Here is a 19,059-nt window from a genome sequence, read left to right as displayed (position 1 = left end):
ACCCCCCGCAGGTCGGTCCGCTCCGGCATCCGGTGCCGCCCCGACCGGTCGGCGGCCCGGTCCGGCCGGGGGGCGGACGTCACCGGCCGAGCCGGGCCAGGGTGTGCGCGGGCCGGTCGGTGATCACCCCGTCCACCCCGGCGTCGAGGACCAGCGCCAGGTCGGCCGGGTCGTTGACCGTCCAGACGTACACCTGGTGGCCGGCGGCCCGCAGCGCGGGGACCAGCTCCGGCCGGGACCGCACCAGGCCGATGCCCGGCCCGGCGATCCGTGCCCCGAACGGCAGCCGACCGAGCGGCAGCCAGCGGGGCAGCACCTCCAGCAGCAGCACCGTCGGCAGCGCCGGGGCCAGCTCGCGGACCCGGCGCACCGCCAGCGGGGAGAACGACATCACGGTGACCTGGACCGGCTCGTCGGGGGCCGGCTCGGCCAGTCCGTGCCGGCGCAGCAGGGCGACCAGCCGGCGCTCGACGTCCCCCCGGTAGCGGGACGGGTGCTTGGTCTCCACCAGCAGCCGGACCGGGCGGCCGGCGGCCCGGACGGCGGTCAGCAGCCGGTCCAGGGTGAGCAGCCGGGTGTGCGCGTCGTCCAGCGCCGTGTCGCCGTCGGCCGGCGTGCACCCGGGGTGCCAGGAACCGAAGTCCAACGTCTCCAGCTCGGCCAGGGTGCGGGCGCTGACCAGGCCGTGACCGTTGCTGGTCCGGTTCAAGCGCCGGTCGTGTACGCAGACCAGGTGTCCGTCGCGGGTCAGCCGGACGTCGCACTCCAGCCCGTCGGCGCCCTCGTCGAGGGCCCGCAGGTAGGCCGCCAGGGTGTGCTCGGGAAGGTCGGCCGACGCGCCACGGTGCGCGAAGACCAGGGGATCGCCCATCCGTCGACGCTCAGATGACCTGGCCGGGCTGCCCGTCCCCGGTGACCACCGGCCGGCCGACGGCCACCCACTGCCGCATTCCGCCGTCGGCGTTGCGCACCTGCTCCCAGCCGTTGCCGAGCAGGTAGCCGACCACCTGGGCGGAGCGCCCGCCGGAGCGGCAGATCACCGCGACGTCGCGGTCGGTGGGCACCTCGGCGAGCCGGGACGGCAGTTCCATCATCGGCACGTGATGGGCGCCGGGCGCGTGGCCCGCCGCCCACTCGTCGTCCTCGCGGACGTCGAGCAGGTAGGTGTCGTCGTCGATCGCGGTCACGGGGACGCTGGGAACCTGGGATCCGAACACGGTCACCAAGCCTAGATCCTCGGTGCCGGCAACGGCACCTCGGCGGTCGGCGTGGCGGCGGTGGAGGTGCCGGCGGTGGGCCGGGCAGGCCGGTGGGACGGGTCGGCGGTGGGTCGGTGGGACGGGTCGGCGGTGGGCCGGTGGGTCGGTGGACCGGGTCGGCGGTTGGCCGGTGATGGCCGGGACGGCGGCCGGGGTGACGGTCACAGCCGGTTGACCCAGCGGGGGTTGGCCCGGGACCAGTCGGGTAGCCGGTCGGTGCGGACGGCGTCGAAGAGCCCGCCGCCGCCGTGGTCCAGCACCACGTACGAGATGCCGTCGATGGTCTGCGGGTAGGACGGCAGCTGTACCCCGTGCAGCGCGTCGGCGGGCAGCGAGCGCAGCGCGAAGACCAGCTCGTCCAGGGGTACGCCGTTGGTGTCGACGGTGAGCGAGTCGCCGACCGCCCGCAGCACCCGGTCCAGCCGCACCGGATCGCTGCGCAGGTGGGACTGGGCGGCCCGGTCCAGCATCGCGCGCAGCATCTGCTGCTGGTGCCGTTGCCGGTCGTAGTCGCCGTTCGGGAGGTCGTAGCGCTGTCGGGCGTAGTCCAGCGCCGTCGCGCCGTCCATCTGCTGGCAGCCGACTGGGAAGTGGGTGTTGGTGTGGATCGACCGGACCTCGGTGTCGACGCACATCCGGACCCCGCCCAGCAGGTCGATGACCTTCCGGAAGCCGGCGAAGTCGACGAGCGCGGCACCGTCGAAGCGGATGCCGGTGAGCCGGGTCAGGGTGGCCGAGAGCAGCCGGGTACCGCCCTCCCCGCCGCCGCCGTGCTCGTACGCTGCGTTGATCTTGTCTTGTCCCCCGCCCCAGCCGGCGCCGTCGGGCGGGATCGCGACCAGCAGGTCGCGGGGAACGGAGATGAGGTACGCCTGCCGCAGGCCGGGCGGGAGGTGCACGATGAGGATGGTGTCGGAGCGCTGGTCCGCCTGCTGCGCTCCGGCGCGTCGGTCGGAGCCGACAACCAGGTAGTTCAGGCCGGCGTCCAGTTCGGTGCGGGACTGCCGGGAGTCCGGGGCGAGCAGTTGCTCCCTGCTGACCGTCCGGTCGTAGCGGTGGGCGAGTAGCCGTACCCCGACCACGGCGAGGCCGGCGAGCAGCACCAGGGCCAGGCCGACGCCGAGTAGCACCCGCGACCAGCGGGGGCGGACCCCGCGTCGGCCGGGGGACGGGGTGCCCCGCCCCCGGTCGGACCGTGCTGACCTGGCCGTGGCGTCCTCCCCGTGGCTCAACGTGAATACTTCTCACGTCAGGCTACGGGGGGACGGTGGACCGCCGGGCCGGTTCGCCGGGACTACCGGCGGGTCACTTGCGGGTGGACAGCACGCTCGGGTTGGCGTAGACGAACTCGGCCAGCTTGTCTTCCTTGATCGCCTGGAACATGTCCAGGGTCTGCTGGCTGAGCGCCTCGCGGTTGTTGGCGTTGCCGTTGAACGTGCCGCCGTTGGTGCGCAGCATGGTCAACTCGTTGGCGGTCACCCCGCGCATGGTGAAGACCAGGTCCGCGACCGGCACGCCGCCGGTGTCCAGGATGAACGCCTTGCCCGCCGCCTTGATCAGCTGGTTGACCTTCACCGGGTTGGTCAGCATGCCCTTGTCGGTCGCCTTGCGGGCCATCGCCTTGATCAGCTGCTGCTGGTTCTGCTGCCGGTCGTAGTCGCTGTTCGGCAGGCCGTAGCGCTGCCGTGAGTAGTCGAGCGCCTGGAGGCCGTTCATCTCCCGGCAGCCCTTCTTGTAGACCACCGGGGTCATCGGCCGGCCGGTCTTCTTGGCGTCGGCGTTCCACATCTGCTTGCCGTCCACGATCATCATGTGGTGCGACTTCACCTCGTGGCTGACGCAGATGCGCACCGTGCCGAGGGTGTCGATGACGTTCTTGAAGCCGCCGAAGTTGATGATCGCGGCACCGTCGAAGCTGACCCCGGTCATGTTCTTGATGGTCTGGGCCATCAGCTGCGCGCCGCCCTCCCAGCCACCGCCGTTGCGGGCGCCGGCCTGGAACGCTGCGTTGATCTTGTCGGTGCCGCCCTTGAACCCGCTCTTCTTGAACGCCGGGATCTGCGCCTCGGTGTCCCGGGGGATCGAGATCAGGTACGCCTGGTCGTGGCTGGCCGGGATGTGCAGCACGATGATGCTGTCCGAGCGGACGTCGTCGGCGGCCCAGCGCTCCCGGGCGTCCACGCCGAGCAGCAGCATGTCGATCGGGCCGTCCAGGTTGGCGCCGCCCTCGGCCTCGGTCTTGCCCGCCCCGCCGAGCAGGTTGCGCTGGGCGATGTTGCCGGTGGCCTGGCTGATCAGCGCCTTGCTGCCGACGATCGCGACACCGCTGGTCAGCATCAGCACCGCGCCGAAGACCACGGTCAACCGGGCCCACAGCGGGTCCTTGCGCCGGGTGCGCTTGCGGGCCGTACCGGAGGGCCGACCGCCGCGACCGCCCGGTGAGGGGACGGCGGCCGACGCCCGGTAGGGGTCGGCGCTCAGCGACGTGGGGCGGGGGCTGGTCTGAACCGGCATGCGTGCTCCAGCTCGCGTGATCGGGGGGCGGAACCACTTTACGTACCGCTTCCCGGCAAGGCGAGGTCGTCACACGCACAAATCCCAGAGAAACCGACCTTTACCTTCGGAATTCATCCTTTCGGGTCAGGTCATCCATCCGGACAGCCGTTGGCGCTCGATGATCAAGTGGTCGCGAAATGACCTCCGATGACGCTCGTCGACATCTGCCCGACACATCGGCATCGACTCCGACCCGTCTCAGGGACATGGGGGTGCAGTGACGGGGCGGCCCCGACGGGCCGCCCCACCGCGGGCGGTCAGTTCCCGGTGCCCGTCGCACCCTTCTTCTGGTTGTTGGCCGCCACCCAGTCCGCCATGGTGTCGGCGGACATCGCCTTGTACATCGCCAACGCCTTCTCCCGGTCGGACACCACCACCGACTCGCCGTTGATGGTGTCGCTGCCGGTGTTCGGACTGGTGAGGAACGTCAGGTTCTCGCCGCGCAGGTTGCGGAACTGGATGGCCATGTCGCCGAGGGAGAAGTCGTTGTCCACGGTCACCGCGTCGGTCACCGACTGGAGGAACGCGTTCAGCTTCTTGGGATTGGTCAGGGTGCCCGTGCTCGCCGCCTTGTCCAGCAGCGCCCGCAGGAACTCCTGCTGGTGCCGCATCCGGGCGAAGTCGCCCTGGGGGAACTGCTTGCGCTGCCGGATCCAGTCCAGCGCGGTGGCGCCGTCCATGTGCATGGTGCCCTTGGTGAACTTCCGGTACGGCTTGTGGATCGAGGTTATGCTCTGCTCCACCTTCAGGTCGACCCCGCCGACCGCGTCGGTGACCTCCTTGAAACCGCCGAAGTCGATCGCCATCACGTTGTCGATCCGGACGTCGGTGAAGCACTCCACGGTCCGTACCGCCAGTGGCAGGCCACCGAAGGCGAACGCGGCATTGATCTTGGCACGCCGACCGGTGTCGCAGGCCGCGCCCGCGCTCTCCGGAATCGGCACGTACAGGTCGCGCGGGACGGAGACCAGGTAGGCCTCCTTGTGGTCGGCCGGGATGTGCATGACGATCAGCGTGTCCGCCCGCCACTCACCCGGCTTGTCGACCGCGGCGTCCGGATCCCGCGAGTCCGTGCCGACCAGCAGGATGTTGAGCGCCCCCTCGACCGGCTTCGCGGGTCGGCCACCGGTGATCTCCGAGAACGGATCGGTGCGGGCCAGGTCCTCGTTGAGGTTGCGGGTGTAGAACCAGGCCCCGATCCCCCCGAGCAACGCCACCACCAGCACGGTTACGCCGGCCACCAGGGCGATCCGGCCCCAGCGCGGTCGCGGCCCGCGCCGGCCGTAGTTCCCCGGCCCGCCCGGCCCGGCGGGTGTGCCGGGGCCGCCCGGTCCGCCCGACCGGGGCTGGTCGTCCTGGTACGACGGGTACCACTGCGCGTCGGACTGACGGGTGCGCCCGGTGGCGCCCCGGTCGGAGCCGGGCACCGGGGCACGGCCCGCGCTGCGGTGCAGGTACGGGAGCGAAGCGCCGGCTGACGAGGTCGCTGACATGCGTTTCAGCGTACGTAGGCGGGTCGAGCGTTCGCTGAACGTGAAGCTCGTCCGGTGCCCCGCGTGGCGTGGAGGAGCTACCCTAGCTGGTCGCGGAAATGGTCGATGGTGCGTCGCAGGCCGTCCTCGGGCGAGACCGTCGGCTGGTATCCCAGCAGGTCCTGGGCGAGGGTCAGGTCGGGGCGGCGCATCTCCGGGTCGTCCGAGCTGCGGGTGACGTACGTCACCTGTGAGGTGCTGCCGGAGAGTGACACGATCGTCTCGGCGAGTTGCCGCATGGTCATTTCGTGTTCGGTGCCGCAGTTGATCGGGCCGGTCTCGGTCGAGTCGAGCAGCAGCAGGATGCCGCGCACCAGATCGTCGACGTAGCAGATCGACCGGGTCTGCTCACCGGTGCCGTGCACGGTGATCGGCTCGCCGCGCAACGCCTGGGAGATGAAGGTCGGGATGGCCCGGCCGTCGTCCGGGCGCATCCGTGGACCGTAGGTGTTGAAGATCCGGACGATCGCCGCGTCCAACCCCCGGCTGCGGTGGTACGCCATGGTGGCCGCCTCGGAGAAGCGCTTCGCCTCGTCGTAGACGCTGCGTACCCCGATCGGGTTGACGTTGCCCCAGTACGTCTCCCGCTGCGGGTGCTCCTTCGGATCCCCGTACGCCTCGGAGGTGGAGGCCATCAGGAAGCGGGCCGCGTCGGCCGTCGCCCGGTCGAGCAGGTGCAGGGTGCCCACCGACCCGACCCGGAGGATCTCCACCGGCAGTTTCGCGAAGTCGGTCGGGCTGGCCGGGGACGCCATGTGCAGGATCGCGTCGAACCGGGCGGCCAACGCCGGGTGGTGGGTCGGCAGGCCCTCGGAGATGTCCGCCTCGACCAGGGTGAAGCGCGGGTGCTCCGCCAGGTGGGCGACGTTGTCCTTGGAGCCGGTGACGAAGTTGTCCAGCACGACCACCGTGCACCCGCGCCCGATCAGGGCGTCGACCAGGTGCGACGGCACGAACCCGGCACCGCCGGTGACGAGGACGCGGTGACCGCTTCCGAACCGCTGGGCAACCTTCATGGCGGCCAGCCTACCCAGCGGCGGAGGCCCCCGCCGCGACAGGTCGCGGCGGGGGCCTCCTGGTGCCGGCGGGTCAGTGCGCTCCCGCGCCGGTGAGGGCGCGCACCTCCAACTCGGCGTACTTGTCCTCGTCGTGCTCCTTGGAGATGACCGTGCCGATCCAACCGCAGAGGAACCCGAACGGGATGGAGAGCAGGCCCGGGTTCGACAGCGGGAACCACTGCCAGTCATGGTCCGGGAACATCGAGGTCGGTGCGCCGGAGACGACCGGCGAGAAGAACACCAGGAACACGGCGGAGACCAGGCCGCCGTAGATGGCCCAGACCGCGCCCGAGGTGTTGAAGCGCTTCCAGAACAGGCTGTAGAGGATCGCCGGCAGGTTGCCCGAGGCGGCCACCGCGAACGCGAGCGCCACCAGGAAGGCCACGTTCAGGCTCTGCGCGTAGATCGACAGGGCGATCGAGACCGCGCCGATGACCAGGGCCGAGATCCGGGCCACCCGCACCTCCTGGCGTTCGGAGGTCTGCCCCCTCTTGATCACGTTGGCGTAGAAGTCGTGCGCGAGGCTGGACGACGAGGCCAGGGTCAGGCCGGCGACCACCGCCAGGATGGTGGCGAACGCCACCGCCGCGATGATCGCCAACAGGGTCGCCCCGCCCAGGTCGCCGCCGAGGAAGGACTTGCCCAGCTCCTCGGCGAGCTGCGGCGCGGCGGTGTTGCCGGCCTTGTCCTGCGCGATGATCTCCTTGCCGCCGACCAGTGCCGCCGCACCGAAGCCCAGGGCCAGCGTCAACAGGTAGAAGGTGCCGATGATGCCGATCGCCCAGAGCACACTCTTGCGGGCCGCCTTGGCGGTCGGCACGGTGTAGAAGCGGATCAGGATGTGCGGCAGGCCGGCGGTGCCGAGCACCAGGGCGATGCCGAGCGACAGCAGGTCCATCTTGTTGTAGAAGGTCTGGGTCGAGTTGCCGGCCACCTCGACGCCGTACCGGAGCCCGGGTTCGAGGAACGCGCTGCCCTTGCCCGACGTCGCGGCGGCGTCACCGAGCAGCGCCGACAGGTTGAAGTTGTACTTCGCCAGCACCAGCACGGTCATCACCAGCGCGCCGGACATCAGCAGGAACGCCTTGACGATCTGGACGTACGTGGTGCCCTTCATGCCACCCACGGTCACGTAGATGATCATCAGGGCGCCGACCATGATGATGGTGGCCACCTTGGCGGTGTCGGCGTCCATGCCCAGGAAGGTGGTGCCCGGCTTGATCCCGAGCAGCAGCGCGACCAGGGCGCCCGCGCCGACCATCTGGGCCAGCAGGTAGAAGATCGACACGGTGATGGTGGAGACCGCCGCCGCCGTACGCACCGGACGCTGACGCATCCGGAACGCCAGCACGTCGGCCATCGTGTACCGGCCCGAGTTGCGCAGCAGCTCCGCGACCAGCAGCAACGCCACCAGCCAGGCGACCAGGAAGCCGATCGAGTAGAGGAAGCCGTCGTAGCCGTACAGCGCGATGATGCCGGCGATACCGAGGAACGACGCGGCCGACATGTAGTCGCCGCCGATCGCCATGCCGTTCTGGAAACCCGAGAAGGACCGGCCGCCGGCGTAGAAGTCGGTGGCCGTCTTGGTCTGCCGGCTGGCCCAGATCGTGATCGCCAGGGTCACCGCGACGAAGACCAGGAACAGCGTGATGGTCAGGTTGCGGGCGGTGCCGCCACCCGCCTCAACCGCGAGGACCGGATTCATGGGTCACCTCCCCGATCTCGGCGCGGATCCGGTCGGCGACCGGGTCGAGCTTGCGGTCGGCGTACCGCGAGTAGAACCAGGCGATGAGGAACGTCGAGACGAACTGGAGCAGGCCGAAGACCAGCGCCACGTTGATGTTGCTGCCGAAGAGCTTCGTGCCCATGAAGTCCCGCGCGTAGGCGGAGAGGATCACGTAGAGCGCGTACCACAGGAAGAACGCGACGGTCATCGGGAAGACGAAGCTGCGTAGCGCGCGACGCAACCCGGCGAACTCGTCCGACCGTTGTACGGCCAGGTAACGCTCCGCCACCGACTCGGCGGGGGCGGGCGGGGGTGTGTCCGTGGACATCTGTGGATCACCACCTTCACAGGCGTTGGGGTTTCGCGCACCGTAGATAGCCCACTGCCTGCCGGGAAAGGTCGAGATCGATCCCGGCAGACAGCTGCGCCGAACGGTCCCCCATCTGCGCCCAGTGACCCGCGTCACCCCGCTCACCGGCCCGCGTCGACTCTCGTTCACGGGCCTGCGCGCCGGCTCCCGCTCACCGGCTCCCGCTCACCGGCCCTCGCGCCGGCTTCCGCGGTGGGGGCCGGTCAGGGCAGCTGGTGGTAGCGACCCCGGTGGTGCAGCAGCGGTGGCAGGTCGGTGACGATCTCCACCGTCTCGATGGTGGCCTCGACCAGCAGCGCCCAGCCGTACTCCCGGGCGGCGTCCAGCCGGCAGCCGGCCCAGCTCCCGGCATCGGCGGGCACCGGACCGTAGCCGGTCTCGGTCCACCGGTCGGTGGCGAAGAGGCCACCCGGGGAGGGGAAGAGGCCGGCGAACCGGTCGGCGAGCTGCCGGTGGGGCGGACCCAGCGGGGCCACCGCGAACCGGCCGGCCTCCTCGGCCGCGGCCCACAGCTCCGACTCCGGGTCGACCAGTCCGAGCAGGCGGTCCGGCTCCCCCTCGGCGACCAGGGTGGACGACACGGTCAGCCCGGCCGGTCCGGGAGCCGTCCAGAGCGTCACCGGCGCGGCCAGCCGGCCCCGCAGTCGGCGTACCGGTGAACGCTGGTCGGCCGGCACCGCGAACGGGTCGGTGTGATGGATCTCGGCGCCCGGGTTTGGATTCACGTGAAACATTGTGGCTCCGCCGCCCCGCAGGGTGCGGCAGGTCCTCCCGACCGGGGCGGGGTCGCGCCGGCGGTCCCGGTGGTCGCGCCCGACGGTCCCGGCCCGGGGTCGCGCCCGACGGTCCCGACCGTGGGCCACGGTCGGCACGGTCGTACGGGGTCGAGCCCAGTACCCTTGCCCGTGGCCGGTTGCGTAGAGTAGCCGGGTTCCGGGGCGCTACCCCGTGACGGGGCTTCGGGGTGGGGCGGCACGGTGTCGCCGACGCGAGTGGGAAGGCGGAGGCCGGCAGATGTCTGCGGCGAAGCGCAAGGCTGTGGTGCTGCTCAGCGGAGGGCTCGACTCCGCGACGGTGCTCGCGATGGCGGTGCACGAGGGTTACGAGGCCTACGCGTTGAGCTTCCGTTACGGTCAGCGACACACGGTGGAACTCGATGCCGCCCGGCGGGTGGCGGAGGGGCTCGGCGCGGCGCGGCACGTGATCGCCGACATCGACCTGCGCGTGTTCGGCGGCTCGGCGTTGACCGACGACGCGCTCGCGGTGCCGCACCACGACACCGCGGACGATCTCGGCACGGACATCCCGATCACCTACGTGCCGGCGCGGAACACCATCTTCCTCTCCTTCGCCCTGGCGTGGGCGGAGACCCTGGACGCCTCGGACGTGTTCATCGGGGTGAGCGCGCTCGACTACAGCGGCTACCCCGACTGCCGGCCGGAGTACATCGCCGCCTACGAGCAGATGGCCAACCTGGCGACGAAGGCGGGCGTCGAGGGCCGCCAGCGGCTGCGGGTGCACACCCCGCTGATCCAGCTGACCAAGGCCGAGACGATCCGTCGGGGCCTGGAGCTGGGCGTGGACTACGCCTGGACGCACAGCTGCTACGACCCGGTCGAGGGTCGCGCGTGCGGGACGTGCGACTCGTGCCTGCTGCGTGCCCGGGGCTTCGCCGAGCTCGGTCTCCACGATCCGGCGCTGACCTCGGCGGGCGGGTGAGCCCGGTGTACCGGGTCAAGGAGATCTTCTACACCCTGCAGGGTGAGGGCACCCACGCCGGTCGGCCGGCGGTGTTCTGCCGGTTCACCAGCTGCAATCTCTGGACGGGGCGGGAGGAGGACCGGCACCGGGCCGTCTGCCGGTTCTGCGACACCGACTTCGTCGGCACGGACGGCCCCGGCGGGGGCCGTTTCCGTTCGGCGGCCGAGCTGGCGGCCGCGGTGGCGGCGGCGTGGCAGGGTCAGCGGCACCCGCGCAGCCGGCCGTACGTGGTGTGCACCGGCGGTGAGCCGTTGCTGCAACTCGACGAGGCGGCCGTGCAGGCCCTGCACGCCGAGGGTTTCGAGGTCGCGGTGGAGACCAACGGCACCCGACCGGCCCCGGCCGGACTCGACTGGATCTGCGTGAGCCCCAAGGCGGGAGCCGACCTCGTGCTCACCCGTGGGCACGACCTCAAGTTGGTGTATCCGCAGGTCGGTGCCGAACCGACCCGGTTCGAGGGGTTGGACTTCGCGCACTTCCTGTTGCAGCCCATGGACGGTCCGGACCGGGTGGCCAACACCGAGGCCACGGTGCGGTACTGCCTCGACCATCCGCAGTGGCAGTTGAGTCTGCAGACGCACAAGTACCTAGGAATCGCCTGATGGAAATCTTCCGGGAGTTCACCTTCGAGGCCGCGCACCGCCTCCCGCACGTGCCCGCCGGGCACAAGTGCGCCCGGCTGCACGGCCACTCGTACCGGGTGCAGGTGCACGTCGAGGGCGACGTCGACCCGGCGGCGGGGTGGGTGATGGACTTCGGCGATCTCAAGAAGGCCTTCGCGCCCCTGCGCGACCAGCTCGACCACTACTACCTCAACGAGGTGCCCGGTCTGGAGAACCCCACCAGCGAGGTGCTGGCCCGCTGGATCTGGGACCGGCTGGTCGACCAGGTCCCGCTCTCGGCGGTGATGGTCCGCGAGACCTGCACCTCCGGCTGCGTCTACCGGGGAGAGCGGTGACGCTGGCCCGCTGCGGTGCGGTGTTCGCCGACCCGGCCACCCGGCCCGGCCGCCCGACGTGCATCGAGGATGCCGCCCCGGGGCGGGCGGGGTAGGCTCGGCGCCGAACGGGGAACGGCGGCAGTGCCGCGTCGAGGTCGGCACCGACCTCTCCTCACGCCCTGTCTCCCACACACCTGCGCGCCGCCGCCGACGACTCGTTCACCCCACGCCGCCGAGCCCCGGCCGCATGTGTCCGGCGGGCGGGTCCGTGACTGTCCGTTGAGAGGTGACCTCAATGCCTGCGGGTACCAGCGCTCCGCGCTACTACGTCGAACTCACCCTGCCCGGTCTGGAGATGTGGCCGGAGCTCCACCTACGGATGCAGCAGATGCGCAGGCTGGGGCACCGGATCCTGGTGCTCTCGACCGCCGAGGCCGCGCCCCTGCTCGCCGACGCGGCGGACGAGGTGGTGGTCTGCGAGGACGTCTTCTCCGCGGACGCGCTCGCCGCGGCACTCGCGCCGTACGCCGCGGACGGTCTGCGCTTCTCCATCATCGGGGACCGGACGTGGTCCTCGCAGTTCGGTGCCGCGCAGCGGCTGGGTCTGCCGTTCCCCGGGATGGTGGGCCAGCTGAACTGCCGCATCAAGCCGAGGCTGCGCCGGGTCCTGGCCGACACCATGCCGTTGCGGGCCACGGTGTTCTCCGCGGACGAGGCCACGCCGGAACGGATCGACGAGCTGGTGGCGGAGATCGGTCTGCCCTTCGTGGTGAAGCCGATCTGGGGTGCGGCCAGCAGCTACGTCGGGTTCGTCCAGGACCGGGAGTCCGCGCACGAGGTGATCGGCGACACCTTCGCGGCGCTCGCCGAGGACCAGGACCTCAACCCCGTCGACGACGGCGACCAGGTATGGGATCCGAGGCGGCAGATCCTGGTCGAGGAGTTCATCACCGATGGACGGGAGCTGTCGTACGAGGCGTTCGTCCAGCACGGCCGGCTGGTGCCCCTGCTGATCCAGGAGAAGTACAAGTTCAACCGGGAGGGCAACTTCCACTTCGAGACGGCGAACCTGTGCCCCACCCCGTTCGTGTCCGCCGAGGAGGAGACGGAGATCCATCGCCAGCTCCAGGAGGCTATGACGAAGCTGGAGGTGGACGACACGTTCGTCCACGTCGAGTGCAAGTGGGACGGGGAGCGGGTCCAGATCATCGAGGTGAACTCCCGCATCGGCGGGGGCAGCGTGCCGAAGATGCTGAACCTGTTCCTCGGGATCGACCCGCGGGAGATGACGCTCAAGCTCGCGCTGGGCGAGACGCTGCCGACCGAGTACCCGCGCAAGGGCGGCTTCCTGCTCGGTGTGTTCGTCAACGCGCACGAGGCGGGCGAGTTCGTCGGCTTCGAGGGCCTGGAGTGGGGCCGGGAGCGGCCGGAGTTCTCGTTCGACCTGGAGTACCTCCAGCCCGGCACGATCGTGCCGCCGCGTGACGTCAAGAGTGGCCGGGAGCGTTGGCTGTTCTGCTACGACGTCTTCTACCACTGCAACGACCGGGCCGAGATCCCCTACCTCTACGAGGAGACGCTGCGCCGGGTCCGGTTGCGGTTCGCCGACGCCGGCTGACCGACCACCGCGAGGGCGGTCGGTGCGGGCCACCGGGCCGGGTCGTCAGGTCGTCGGGGGTACGCCGAGCAGGCGGCCCCGGACGAGGTCGGCGATCTGCGCCTGGTGGTCCGGCTCCGAGAAGTAGAAGTGCCCGCCCGGCATCCGGTGCAGTTCGAAGGGACCGGAGGTCACCTCCGACCACGCCTGGGCGGCCGGCTGGTCGACCCAGTGGTCGTCGGTGCCGTGGATGGCGGTCACCGGGATCCGCAGCGGTGTGCGGGGGCGTTCCCGGTAGAGCTCCACGGCCCGGCTGTCCGAGCGGAGGATCGGCAGCAGGAGTTCCCGCATCCCCGGGTCGTCGAGCAGGGCAGCGTCGGTGCCGCCCAACGACTTCAGGTCGGCGATGATGGTGTCGTCGGTGGTCCGTACGGCGGCTGTGCCGTGCAGGGTGCTGGGTGCCCGGCAGGACGACGCGAACAGGTGCCGCGCCGGGTGTGCCTTCCCCGCCAGCAGGCTCGCGGTCTCGTAGCCGACGAGCGAGCCCATGCTGTGGCCGAAGAACGCCAGCGGCAGGTCGGTCAGCTCGTGCTCGACCAGTGCCGTGGTCAACTGCCTGGCCAACTCCTCGATGTCCCCGACGAGCGGCTCGGTGTGCCGTTCCATCCGGCCCGGGTACTGCACGGTGAGCACGTCGATGTCGCCCGCGAGGAGCTGGGCGAAGCCGAAGAAGTAACTCGCCGACCCGCCCGCGTGGGGCAGGAGCAGCAGTCGACAGGTCGGGTTGTCGGACGCGGCGTGGTAGCGCCGCAGCCATTTGCCGGCGGGGGTCCTGACGAACGCGGTCACGGCCGTGCCCGACCTGGCGAAGGCGCGGGCCACACCATGGACAGGAACATCGCCACCCCCGGGTGAGTCTGCGGACCCGATGTGAGACCCGCCGATCGCACAGATGCCGTCGCCGACGGTGGGGACGAGGCTCCACCGCGCCGCCGCCGCACCACAGCCGACGCCGCTCGAACGTACAGCGCCACGGCAGGTGCTGCAACCGATCCCAGCCCGGTCGGCGGGCCGCCGGTGAGGCCTGTGACCTGGGCGGGGTCCGTCCGCGCCGACCGGATCGACGCCGGCCGTCGGACCGCCGGACCGGCCCTCCGGACGTGATTGACACTCATCTGACGGCTGTGGCATGGTCCAACTGGTTCGCCGAGGAACGATCTTGTCCACGTATAGCTGGTCGTCAAGCCGCCGTCGTGGTTCCACAGCCGTTGCGGTGGGTACCTCTCGAAACCCCACGGGGTGAATTGGAGGAGTCTCCACTTTGAGGTACGGGGGAACGCCTCTCGTGGACGGCGCCGTGTGGGGCCGTCCGGAATCGAACGCCGATGTCGTCAGTGGCGCGGTCCGCCTCGACATGGTCGAGGCCCGTCGGCGGGCCAGGGCACTGGCCAGCACGTTGCTCGCGCGGGGGCTGGATCCGTCCGCCGAGTCGCCGGTGGCCGTCTGCCTGCCCCGGTCGGCCGACCTGGTGGTCGCCTATCTGGCGGTCGCGATGGCCGGCGGTGTCATCGCCCCGATCGACCCGACCCTTCCCGAGCTGCGCCGACGCGACATCCTGCGCCAGTTGCGGCCGGCGTTCGCGATCGCCGCGCCGACCGTGGCGGACGCCTTCGCCGTCGACTGCGCGGTCCTCGCGCCGGACGCCTGGTCGGGGGTGACCGCGACGGACGTCGAGGCCGCCCGGTCCGCGCTGGACGTTCCGGCACCCGACGACCGCGCCCTCTACATGATCTTCACGTCGGGCACCACGGGGGTGCCGAAGGGGGTCGTCTGCACCGCGGCGAACCTCGAACACCTGCTGCGCTGGAGCCTCGACGACCACGACTTCGGCGACGGCGCGCGGATCTCGGTGACCGTCTCGCCCGGGTTCGACGTCTCCATCTGGGAGCACTTCGTGGCGTTCGCCGCGGACGCCTCGCTGCACGTGGTCGACGACGAGCTCCGGCTCGACCCGCAGGCGCTGCGCACGGCGTGGGCGCGGTACGACGTGACGCACTCCTTCGTGTCCCCGCAGTTGGCCGAGGAACTCATCGCCCTGGACTGGACCGGGCAGCCGACCAGCCTGCGCGAGCTGTACGCGGGCGGGGACCGGCTCCGCAAGCGGCCCCCGGCCACCCTCCCGTTCCCCCTGGTCAACCTGTACGGGCCGACCGAGTGCACGGTGATCTCGACCGGCGGTGTGGTGCGGCCCGCCGACGAGACGAACGCCGACACCTACCCGGACATCGGGGTCGGGCTGCCCGGCCTGTCCATCGCCGTGGTCGACGACGAACTGCGGCCGGTGCCGGCGGGCACCCGGGGTCAGTTGTGCATCGGAGGGCCGCAGGTGACCCGCGGGTACCTCCACGACGACGAGTTGACCGCCGAGAAGTTCCGCCGGCTCGTCGGGCCCGACGGCGTGACCCGCAGGTACTACTGCACCGGTGACCAGGTCACCGAGAACCCGGACGGCACCCTCCAGTTCCACGGTCGTACCGACGGTCAGATCAAGGTCGGCGGCGTCCGGCTGGAGATCGGCGAGATCGAGGCCGCGCTCACCGCCCACCCGGCGGTGGACCGCGCCGTGGCGCTGACGGTGACCCACCCCAGGTCGGGAAACCTACGGGTCGCGGCCACCGTGGTGGCCGGCGCCGGGACCACGGCCCGGGAGATCAAGGACTGGGTGGCGGCGCGGCTGCCCCGGGCTGCGGTTCCCGCCTCGGTGCTGTTCCGCGACCGGATGCCGCTGACGCACAACGGCAAGACGGACATGCGTGCGTTGCGCGCCGAGCACGAGGCCGCCCTCAGGGACGCGGTGGCGACGGTCGACGAGGTGGTCGACACCGACACCGACGACCACGCCTACGTCTTCCCCGTCAACCAGGAACAACGCAGCCTGTGGTTCCTCTGGCACGTCGCGCCGAGGTCGCCCCGGTACAACGTCACGGCCGCGTTCGTGGTCGAGGGCGCCCTCGACGAGGCGCGGCTGCGGGTGGCCGTCGGATCCGTGGTGCGGGCGCACCCCTCGGTCGTCGCGTCGTTCCGGGAGGGCCGGGACGGCACACTGGAGCTGGTCGCCGAGGCCAAGGCCCGCCACGCCGGCGGGGACCTGGTGCAGGTCTTCGACCCGGTGGCCACTCTCGCCGCCGCGATGCGTACCGCGGACGAGCAGTACAACGAGCCGTTCGACCTGCTCACCGGGCCGCTGATGCGGGTGGCGTTGGTTCCGGTGGCGCAGACGGACACCGCCGTCCTGCAACTCGTCCTGCACCACACGGTCGCCGACGGCGTGTCGATCCAGGGTCTGCTGGAGAAGATCACCGAGAGCTACCACGGCCGGGTCCTGCCCGCACGGCCGGCGCGGGTCGACGAGCAGCCCTCCACTGTCGACACCCCGGCCGAGGTGGTGGCGTTCTGGGAGGGCCGGCGCGACACGTACCGGCCGCTCCGGCTGCGCCGCGAGTTCGATCCCGAGCTGGCCGACGGCAGCGCCATCGAGGTCCGCAGCACCGGTCGGCTGGGCGAGCGGCTCCGGGAGGCGGCGGTCCGCGCGCACACCACGCCGTTCCGCCTCATGCTGACGGCCTGGATGATCGCGGCCGGGCGGTGGACCGGTCAGGACGCGCTGACCGTGGGCGTGCCCGCACACGGACGGTCCAGCAGCGACGCCTCGTCGGTCGGCATGTACGTCAACACGTTGCCGGTGACCGTGCCGCTGCGGGACCTGGACTTCGCCGACGTCCTGGCGGCGGTCGAGGCCGAGCTGGCGGTGACCGACGAGCACCACGCGCCGTTCAGCGTGATCGCCCGCGCCGGACGCAGCGCGTCGCCGCTCGCGTTCGACATCGTGAACAGCACCTTCAGCCTGGAGCTGCCGCTGCGGCTGGGCATCGGCGACCGGGCCACCCGGATGCAGCCGCGGCTCGACTCGTGCCCGTACCCGTTGAGTGTCTTCGCCGATCCGCTCAGCGGCGACGAGGTGAACGTGTTCGCCCAGTTCGGCCGGGGCTGCGTCGACGCGGCGGAGGTGCGGGGGATGGTCGCGGCCTTCCTGGCGCAGCTCGCCCACCAGGCCGACACCACGCCCGACCGCCCCGGCGTGGTGGTCCGGCCCCGACGGGTCGGGGACGAGGCCCCGGCGGCGGTGCCGGTGGGGTCGTCGACGGCGGCGCTCGCCGCGGTCACCCAGGCCTGGGAGAGCGTCCTCGGGCTGGCCAACCTGCCACCGGAGGCGGACTTCTTCGAGCTGGGCGGGGACTCGCTGGCGGCGTTGCGGATCGTCGGCCAGCTCTCCGCCGCCGGCTACCCGCTGTCGCTCGCCGACTTCTTCCGCTGTCCGAGCATTGCTGAGCAGGCCTCGACGATGGGAGCGGACGATGGGCAGCGGTGAGGCGGTAGACACCGGGGCGACCGTGACCGGGCGGCCGTTCTGGCAGCGCCAGCAGCCCAGCGGCATGCCCCACGAGAAGTACCGGCCCAGCGGCGACCCCGGGGTGCGGCTGGGGGTCGGTCGGTCCTGGCCGGACCGCGAGATCACCGAGGCGCCGCTGTGGGTGCCGGTCGATCTGCGCGACGGCAACCAGGCCCTCGTCGAGCCGATGACGCCGGAGCGCAAGCTCCGGATGTTCGAGCTGATGGTCCGGATGGGCTACAAGGAGATCGAGGTCGGCTACCCCGCCGCGAGTGAACTCGACTTCCGGTTCGTCCGGATGCTGGCGGAGCGGGACCTCGTTCCGGACGACGTCACGATCGTGGTGTTCACGCCCGCGCGGGAGGAGGCCATCGAACGGACGATCGACTCGCTGGAGGGGGTCCGGTCGGCGGTCGTGCACCTCTGCGTGGCGACCGCGCCACTGTGGCGGGAGATCGTGCTGCGCCGGGACCGTGAGGAACTGCTCGAACTGATCGCCGCTTCGGCGCGGCAGGTGGAGAAGCAGTCGCAGGGCCGGTACCGGTTCCAGTTCTCGCCCGAGGCGTTCACCTCCACCGAGGTCGACTTCGCGGTCGAGGTGTGCAACCTGGTGACCGGCATCTGGGAGGCGTCGCCGGAGCGGCCGGTCGTGCTGAACCTGCCCGCGACGGTGGAGGTCACCGGGCCGCACCACTTCGCCGACCGGATCGAGTACGTGCACCGCGCGCTCGACCGGCGGGACGGGGTGATCCTCTCCCTGCACCCGCACAACGACCGGGGCACCGGCGTCGCCGCCGCGGAGCTGGGCCTCCTCGCCGGTGCCCAGCGGGTGGAGGGCTGCCTCTTCGGCAACGGCGAGCGGACCGGCAACGTCTGTCTGGTCACCCTGGCGCTCAACCTCTTCTCCCGGGGCGTCGATCCGATGATCGACTTTTCGGAGCTGGACCACGCGCGGCGGGTCGTCGAGGAGTGCACCGGTCTGCCGGTGCACCCGCGGCACCCGTACGGCGGCGACCTCGTCTTCACCGCGTTCTCCGGCACCCACCAGGACGCGATCCGCAAGGGCCTCGACGTCCAGTTGACACCGGCCGAGCCGGGGCAGGTCAAGCGGTGGCAGGTGCCGTACGTGCCGGTCGACCCGGCCGACCTGGGCCGACCGTACGACCGGTTGATCCGGGTCAACAGCCAGTCGGGCAAGTCCGGGATCGCGCACGTGCTCCGTTCGGTCAGCGGGCTGTTCCCCCCGCCCGATCTCCAGCGGGACTTCGCCGCGGCGGTGCAGGTGGTGGCCGAGGCGCACGGCGAGATCCCGCCGCCGGTGCTGTGGACGGCCTTCCGGGAGCTGTACTTCTTCGACGAGCCGGACAACCGGGTCGAGGAGTGGGTCGCGGGCGACGACGGGGCCTACGAGGCCCGGCTGCGGCTCGGTGGCGTCCCGGTCACCACGCGGGTGTCCGCCACCGACCCGGCGACCGACGCCGTCGAGCTGATCGCCCGGACCACCGGTGCCACGGGCCTGGTCCGGCGGACCGCGCAGCAGGTCGCCGAGGTGGCGGGCCGGACCGTGCAGGCGTGTTACGCCGAGGTCGCGGTCGGTGACCGTACCGGCTGGGGGTGCGCCACCAGCGGGGACTCCGTACAGTCGATCTTCCTGGCCGTGCTCGCCGCGCACCGGTCGCTGCGACGGGCGACGGACACGGCGGGCGGCGGTGCCGAGGTGGTGGTCGCAGCGTTGCGCCGACACCCGGGCCGGAGCTGAGCCGCCCGGGACCGGCGACGGTGGAGCCGCCCGCCGGGTACCGCCACGGGT

General features: G+C 71.3%; 16 protein-coding genes. 6 read left to right on the top strand and 10 right to left on the bottom strand.

The genetic code is table 11. The features are described 5' to 3' along the window. Positions 1-79: 79 nt before the first annotated feature. The 9 genes from O7612_RS00495 to O7612_RS00455 all read right to left on the bottom strand — a co-directional run bounded on the left by O7612_RS00495 (position 80) and on the right by O7612_RS00455 (position 9,364). Positions 80-871 carry a glycerophosphodiester phosphodiesterase family protein gene (locus O7612_RS00495; RefSeq protein WP_282269440.1) on the bottom strand — a complete coding sequence of 264 codons (792 nt, stop codon included), beginning with the start codon at positions 869-871 and terminating at the stop codon, positions 80-82. 10 nt (positions 872-881) lie between these two features. Next, complete coding sequence (locus O7612_RS00490; protein WP_282274099.1) at positions 882-1,217, bottom strand: rhodanese-like domain-containing protein; 336 nt, start codon at positions 1,215-1,217, stop codon at positions 882-884. 203 nt (positions 1,218-1,420) lie between these two features. Next, the gene (locus tag O7612_RS00485; protein ID WP_282274098.1) at positions 1,421-2,362 is read right to left on the bottom strand and encodes an LCP family protein; all 942 of its coding nucleotides are present in this window, start codon (positions 2,360-2,362) and stop codon (positions 1,421-1,423) included. Positions 2,363-2,564: 202 nt separating this feature from the next. Beyond that, positions 2,565-3,773, bottom strand: a complete 1,209-nt coding sequence (locus O7612_RS00480; RefSeq protein ID WP_282269439.1) for an LCP family protein — start codon at positions 3,771-3,773, stop codon at positions 2,565-2,567. A gap of 299 nt (positions 3,774-4,072) precedes the next feature. Further along, positions 4,073-5,308, bottom strand: a complete 1,236-nt coding sequence (locus O7612_RS00475; RefSeq protein ID WP_282269437.1) for an LCP family protein — start codon at positions 5,306-5,308, stop codon at positions 4,073-4,075. 77 nt (positions 5,309-5,385) lie between these two features. Continuing rightward, positions 5,386-6,363 (bottom strand): NAD-dependent epimerase/dehydratase family protein, encoded by a 978-nt coding sequence (locus O7612_RS00470; RefSeq protein WP_282269435.1) that lies wholly within the window; start codon positions 6,361-6,363, stop codon positions 5,386-5,388. A gap of 73 nt (positions 6,364-6,436) precedes the next feature. After that, positions 6,437-8,110, bottom strand: a complete 1,674-nt coding sequence (locus O7612_RS00465) for a cation acetate symporter (protein WP_282269433.1) — start codon at positions 8,108-8,110, stop codon at positions 6,437-6,439. Next, positions 8,088-8,459, bottom strand: a complete 372-nt coding sequence (locus O7612_RS00460; protein ID WP_282269430.1) for a DUF485 domain-containing protein — start codon at positions 8,457-8,459, stop codon at positions 8,088-8,090. The genes O7612_RS00465 and O7612_RS00460 overlap by 23 nt, the downstream gene beginning before the upstream one ends. Positions 8,460-8,704: 245 nt before the next feature. Next, on the bottom strand, positions 8,705-9,364 hold the full coding sequence (locus O7612_RS00455; protein WP_282269429.1) for a flavin reductase family protein: 660 nt from the start codon (positions 9,362-9,364) through the stop codon (positions 8,705-8,707). Positions 9,365-9,515: 151 nt separating this feature from the next. Here O7612_RS00455 and queC point away from each other — a divergent pair, with 151 nt between their 5' ends. From queC to O7612_RS00435, 4 genes are all read left to right on the top strand, one after another. After that, positions 9,516-10,220: a 7-cyano-7-deazaguanine synthase QueC gene (queC, locus tag O7612_RS00450; protein ID WP_282269427.1), complete on the top strand. Its 705-nt coding sequence runs from the start codon at positions 9,516-9,518 to the stop codon at positions 10,218-10,220. Further along, positions 10,217-10,864, top strand: coding sequence for a 7-carboxy-7-deazaguanine synthase (gene queE, locus O7612_RS00445; protein ID WP_282269424.1), 648 nt, complete (start codon positions 10,217-10,219; stop codon positions 10,862-10,864). Before queC ends, queE begins: the two co-directional genes overlap by 4 nt. Next, positions 10,864-11,220 (top strand): 6-carboxytetrahydropterin synthase QueD, encoded by a 357-nt coding sequence (queD, locus tag O7612_RS00440; protein ID WP_282269422.1) that lies wholly within the window; start codon positions 10,864-10,866, stop codon positions 11,218-11,220. Before queE ends, queD begins: the two co-directional genes overlap by 1 nt. Before the next feature lie 277 nt (positions 11,221-11,497). Further along, positions 11,498-12,820, top strand: a complete 1,323-nt coding sequence (locus O7612_RS00435; RefSeq protein WP_282269420.1) for an ATP-grasp domain-containing protein — start codon at positions 11,498-11,500, stop codon at positions 12,818-12,820. Positions 12,821-12,865: 45 nt separating this feature from the next. Here the strand turns inward: O7612_RS00435 and O7612_RS00430 are convergent, their stop codons facing one another. Further along, positions 12,866-13,648 carry an alpha/beta fold hydrolase gene (locus tag O7612_RS00430; protein WP_282269418.1) on the bottom strand — a complete coding sequence of 261 codons (783 nt, stop codon included), beginning with the start codon at positions 13,646-13,648 and terminating at the stop codon, positions 12,866-12,868. A 496-nt stretch (positions 13,649-14,144) separates the two neighbouring features. Here O7612_RS00430 and O7612_RS00425 point away from each other — a divergent pair, with 496 nt between their 5' ends. Further along, positions 14,145-17,228 carry a non-ribosomal peptide synthetase gene (locus tag O7612_RS00425; protein WP_282269414.1) on the top strand — a complete coding sequence of 1,028 codons (3,084 nt, stop codon included), beginning with the start codon at positions 14,145-14,147 and terminating at the stop codon, positions 17,226-17,228. Beyond that, a complete protein-coding gene (locus tag O7612_RS00420; protein ID WP_282269412.1) occupies positions 17,215-19,008 on the top strand; it encodes a 2-isopropylmalate synthase in 1,794 nt (597 codons plus the stop codon). Before O7612_RS00425 ends, O7612_RS00420 begins: the two co-directional genes overlap by 14 nt. The last annotated feature ends 51 nt before the right edge of the window (positions 19,009-19,059 follow it).

The sequence above is a fragment of the Micromonospora sp. WMMD987 genome, from assembly GCF_029581435.1.
GTDB classification, from domain to species: Bacteria; Actinomycetota; Actinomycetes; order Mycobacteriales; family Micromonosporaceae; genus Micromonospora; species Micromonospora rifamycinica.
Note: the sequence above shows the minus strand (reverse complement) of the source record. Positions and strands in the feature narration are given on the sequence as shown.